5 protein-coding genes and 1 pseudogene are annotated in these 3,890 nt (G+C 69.1%); 5 read left to right on the top strand and 1 reads right to left on the bottom strand.

Features of this window, described 5'->3' with window-relative positions; all coding sequences use genetic code 11:
* Positions 1-375: pseudogene (locus tag IM632_RS13710) on the bottom strand (endonuclease III); the annotation flags it as partial.
* A 94-nt stretch (positions 376-469) separates the two neighbouring features.
* Between IM632_RS13710 and IM632_RS13705 the strand changes: the two are divergent.
* From IM632_RS13705 to IM632_RS13685, 5 genes are all read left to right on the top strand, one after another.
* Positions 470-1,612, top strand: coding sequence for a hypothetical protein (locus tag IM632_RS13705; RefSeq protein ID WP_296503330.1), 1,143 nt, complete (start codon positions 470-472; stop codon positions 1,610-1,612).
* A gap of 13 nt (positions 1,613-1,625) precedes the next feature.
* Entirely contained in the window at positions 1,626-2,075 is a 450-nt protein-coding gene (locus IM632_RS13700; RefSeq protein ID WP_296521098.1) for a MarR family transcriptional regulator, read from the top strand.
* Between the two features lie 80 nt (positions 2,076-2,155).
* Positions 2,156-2,611: a MarR family transcriptional regulator gene (locus tag IM632_RS13695; RefSeq protein WP_296479687.1), complete on the top strand. Its 456-nt coding sequence runs from the start codon at positions 2,156-2,158 to the stop codon at positions 2,609-2,611.
* A 42-nt stretch (positions 2,612-2,653) separates the two neighbouring features.
* Complete coding sequence (locus IM632_RS13690) at positions 2,654-3,136, top strand: DUF2244 domain-containing protein (protein ID WP_296479686.1); 483 nt, start codon at positions 2,654-2,656, stop codon at positions 3,134-3,136.
* A partial coding sequence (locus IM632_RS13685) for a HesA/MoeB/ThiF family protein (RefSeq protein ID WP_296552482.1) occupies positions 3,133-3,890 on the top strand: 758 nt, incomplete at its 3' end. The genes IM632_RS13690 and IM632_RS13685, both read left to right, overlap by 4 nt.

The raw sequence follows: 3,890 nt of genomic DNA, 5'->3' as shown, positions 1-3,890 counted from the left end.
CTCCCGCTCGAGGGGAACCTCGCCCCCGTACTGCTCGACCAGGATGCGCGCCGCCGCCACCAGGTTCTTCGCCTTGGTCCGGAACAGGCCGATGGAGGCGATGTAGGGGATGATCCCCTCCTCTCCGAGGGCCAGCATCTTCGCGGGCGTATCGGCGACGGCGAACAGACGAGCCGTGGCCTTGTTCACCGAGACGTCCGTCGCCTGGGCGGAGAGGGCGACCGCCGCGAGCAGGGTGTAGGGCGAGGTGTAGCTGAGCTCCGTCCGGGGGTCGGACTCGGCCGACTCGAACCGTTCAAAGATGGCCTCGATCCTGGCGCGCTCCGCCGGGGATTTCCGGGGCGCGGCGCGTCGCTTTGCGGGAGGTTTGGACATGCGGGATCATCTCCGTCTCCTGCGGCCACGACAAGGTCTTGCACAATGCTTAGACCTAAGCTATCTAGTTTAGACCTAAGCAAGAGGTTCCACCATGCCGACCCGCCGCCACATCCTCGAGGTGCTTTCCGCCACATCGATCCTGGCCACCACCGGATGCGTGGCCGCCGCTCCGGGGCCTGACCCCTACGCCGCCTGGAGAGACCCCGGCCAGGGGGAGACCGATCCAAGGCGCTTCGTTCTCGCGCACGGTCTGCTGGCGCCGAACCCGCACAATCGCCAGTCCTGGCAGGTCCGGCTCGAGGGATCGGACGCGATGAGCCTCTTCATCGACCGGACCCGCCTTCTGCCGGAGACGGACCCCTTTGGCCGGCAGGTCGTCCTGGGATGCGGCGCCTTCCTGGAGATGGTCGCTCAGTCGGCCCCGCGGATCGGTCGAACGGCAGACATCCAGGTCTGGCCGGACGGCGCCCCGGAGGCCGCGCTGGACGATCGCCCCTTCGCTCGCGTGACCCTGCGGCCAGCTCCCGGCATCGTCCCTGGCCCTCTGTTCGAGCAGATCCCGAAGCGTCGGACCGAAAAGGCGCCGTTTGTCCCGACGCCTCCGGCCGACGCGGCGGTGGCCGCCGTTCTGCAGGCGGCCCAGGCGCCCGGACTGATCCCCGGCGAGACCCGGGAGGCCGGTCTGCGGCGGAGCCTCATCGACGTCTGCCTGGAGGGCTGGCGGATCGAGACCGGGACGAAGCGTACCCACATGGAGTCCGTCAACCTGATCCGGATCGGGAAGGCGGAGGTGGCGCGAAACCCCGACGGGATCGCCCTGTCCGGGGGCATGATGGACGTCATGGCCGGCCTGGGCATTCTGACGCGAGAGGCCCTGGCCGATCCGAATTCCAGCGCCAGCAAGTCCAGCAACGACATGTTCGAGAAGATGATCGAGGCCACACCGGCCTTCTTCTGGATCCGATCGGAGACGGCGGATCGGTCGGCCCAGCTCGCTGCGGGGCGCGCCTACGCCAGAGCCCAGCTCGCCGCCGCGGTCCAGGGACTGGCCATGCACCCCTGGAGCATGGCCCTTCAGGAGTTCCCGGAAATGGCCGGGCCCTATGCAAGGGTTCAATCCCTGCTCGGGGCGCGCCCCGACGCGCCGGTGCAGATGCTGGTCCGACTGGGCGCCGTACCGTCTCCGAGCGGACCGACGCCAAGGCGCAGGCTTGACGATCTGCTCCGCGTATGACGACACCCGGAGGATGAGCGAACGACCTCCGGACCTGAACGCGTTTTTCACGGACATTGCGATCATCGACCAACTGGTCGACGCGTTCTTGGCGCGCAGGTTGCCAAGGGGCCTGTCCCTCGCCGGCTTCGGCGTGTTGAATCACATGGTTCGGATGGGCCAGGAAACCGCTTCCCCGGGCGCCCTGGCGCGCGCCCTCCAGGTGACCCGCGGAGCCGTCACCGGGGTGCTCCGCAAGCTTTCGGCGGAAGGCTTCATCACCCTGGAGCCGGACCCTAGGGACGGCAGGGGAAAAAGGGTGAGACTCACCCCCGAAGGCTTCGCCGCCCGACAGGCCGCCCTCGACGCAACGGCGCCCCTCGTGGCCCGTTTCGAAAGCGAGATGGATCTCGCGGCCATCCGCAGGATCCATCCCGAGCTCCGAAGGATCCGCGAGTACCTCGACAGCAACCGGGACCTGTAGCGCATTGACCGTTGCCGCCTCCGGACTTTCCGTCTACCAGCACAGGGCGTCCTATCGGCGACGCCTCTGAGTTCCGTCGGATGACCACGCCCTCCCGGCATCCCGTCGCCTTCGAGTTCTTCCTCGAAATTTCTGTGATCGACCAGCTGGCCAGCACGGAAATGGAGCGCGTGCTTCCGGAGGGCGTCAGCATGGCCAGCTTCGGCCTCCTGAACCATCTGGTCGCCAGGGGCGGGACGGAGTCCCCGGCCCGGCTCGCCAGGGCGCTCCAGGTCTCCAAGGGCGCGGTCACCGCCCTCCTGAAGCGCCTCGAAGCCCGCGGTCTGGTCCACCTGTCCCAGGATCCCCGGGACGGGCGGGCCAAGATCATCGCCCTGACGCCCGAGGGCCGTCGGCGGCGGGACGAGGCGGTCGCCGCTCTTGATCCCCTGCTGGAGACCTTCCTCGCCGCCCTCCCGGCGCCGGACCTCGCCGCGGCCCTGCCCCTTCTCCGGCGCGTGCGGCTGGAACTCCATCGCCGTCGCCAGGGAGGTTGAAGGGCTTCCCCGCAGGCGCGTCTCGGGCTAGGTCATCAGGCGATGAACGATCTTGAACTCCTGAATGTCGAGATCCGTCCGCACCGGTCCCTGTCGGACCGGGGCTTCATCATCCTCATCTCCGTCATCACCGCCATCCACTGCGTCACCGCCGCGGTCTTCCTGTCCATGGGGGCCACCCTGGTGCCCTTCTTCCTGGGCCTCGACGTCCTGGCCATCGTCGTGGCCTTCGCCGTCAGCTTCGCCTCGGCCCGGCGGATCGAGCGGGTGGTGGTCACGGAAAGCCGGGTGCGTCTGACCGAGGAGACCCCCCGCCGGCGTGTTCTGGTCTGGGAGGGTCCGACCGCCTTCACCCACCTGTCCGCCGAGACCGAGGACGACCGGATCGTCGACCTGCGCCTGTCGGTTTCGGGACGCGACGTCCCGGTCGGACGCGCCCTTGGACCCAAGGCCCGCGAGGAGCTGAAGCGCCGCCTGGAGGCCGCCCTCCAACAGGCCAGACGCCCGCAGGCTCTGGCCTGGTGAGCCCGGGCCCGGTCTTCAGCGACGACGAGGTCGAACGCTACGCCCGTCATCTTGTCCTGCGCGAGATCGGCGGTCCGGGCCAGCAGAAGCTCAGAGCCGCCCGAATCCTGATTGTCGGCATGGGCGGGCTCGGGGCCCCGGCCAGCCTTTACCTCGCTGCGGCGGGGGTGGGCGGACTGGTGATCGCCGATCCCGACCGGGTGGAGACCTCCAACCTCCAGAGGCAGGTGATCTTCACCACCACGGACCGGGGACGGTCCAAGGTGGACGCCGGACTTCGTCGGCTCACCGACCTCAATCCTCACGTGGAAACCCAGGCCCTGCAGCTGACCGTCGACGCCCTGAACGCGCGCGACCTGATCGAGGGCTTTGACCTGGTCCTCGACGGCACCGATGATTTCGCCACCCGGCTGGCGGTGAGCGACGCCTGCACGGCGACCGGGACCCCCCTTGTCTCCGGCGCCATCGGTCGGTGGACGGGTCAGGTGGGCGTCTTCACCGGCCGCCCTTGCTACCGCTGCCTGGTCCCGGAGATTCCGCCGGAGGTCGAGACCTGCCAGGCGGTGGGCGTGATCGGGGCCCTGGCCGGCGTCATCGGCGCCATGATGGCCCTGGAAGCGATCAAGCTGGTCACCGGCGCCGGCGAAAGCCTCGCCGGCCGGCTGCTCGTCTATGACGCCCTCTCGGCCGTGACCCGAACCGTGAGGGTCGCGCCGGACCCCCACTGCCCCTCCTGCGGCGGCGATCAGACCGG

This window comes from Phenylobacterium sp., from assembly GCF_020402505.1.
Lineage (GTDB): Bacteria > Pseudomonadota > Alphaproteobacteria > Caulobacterales > Caulobacteraceae > Phenylobacterium.
This window is presented reverse-complemented; position numbering and strand designations above follow the sequence as displayed.

Coding starts and splice junctions, on each gene's coding strand:
- IM632_RS13700 (WP_296521098.1), top strand. CDS start 1,626: ATGAGCGAACGACCTCCGGACCTGAACGCGTTTTTCACGGACATTGCG.
- IM632_RS13690 (WP_296479686.1), top strand. CDS start 2,654: ATGAACGATCTTGAACTCCTGAATGTCGAGATCCGTCCGCACCGGTCC.
- IM632_RS13705 (WP_296503330.1), top strand. CDS start 470: ATGCCGACCCGCCGCCACATCCTCGAGGTGCTTTCCGCCACATCGATC.
- IM632_RS13695 (WP_296479687.1), top strand. CDS start 2,156: ATGACCACGCCCTCCCGGCATCCCGTCGCCTTCGAGTTCTTCCTCGAA.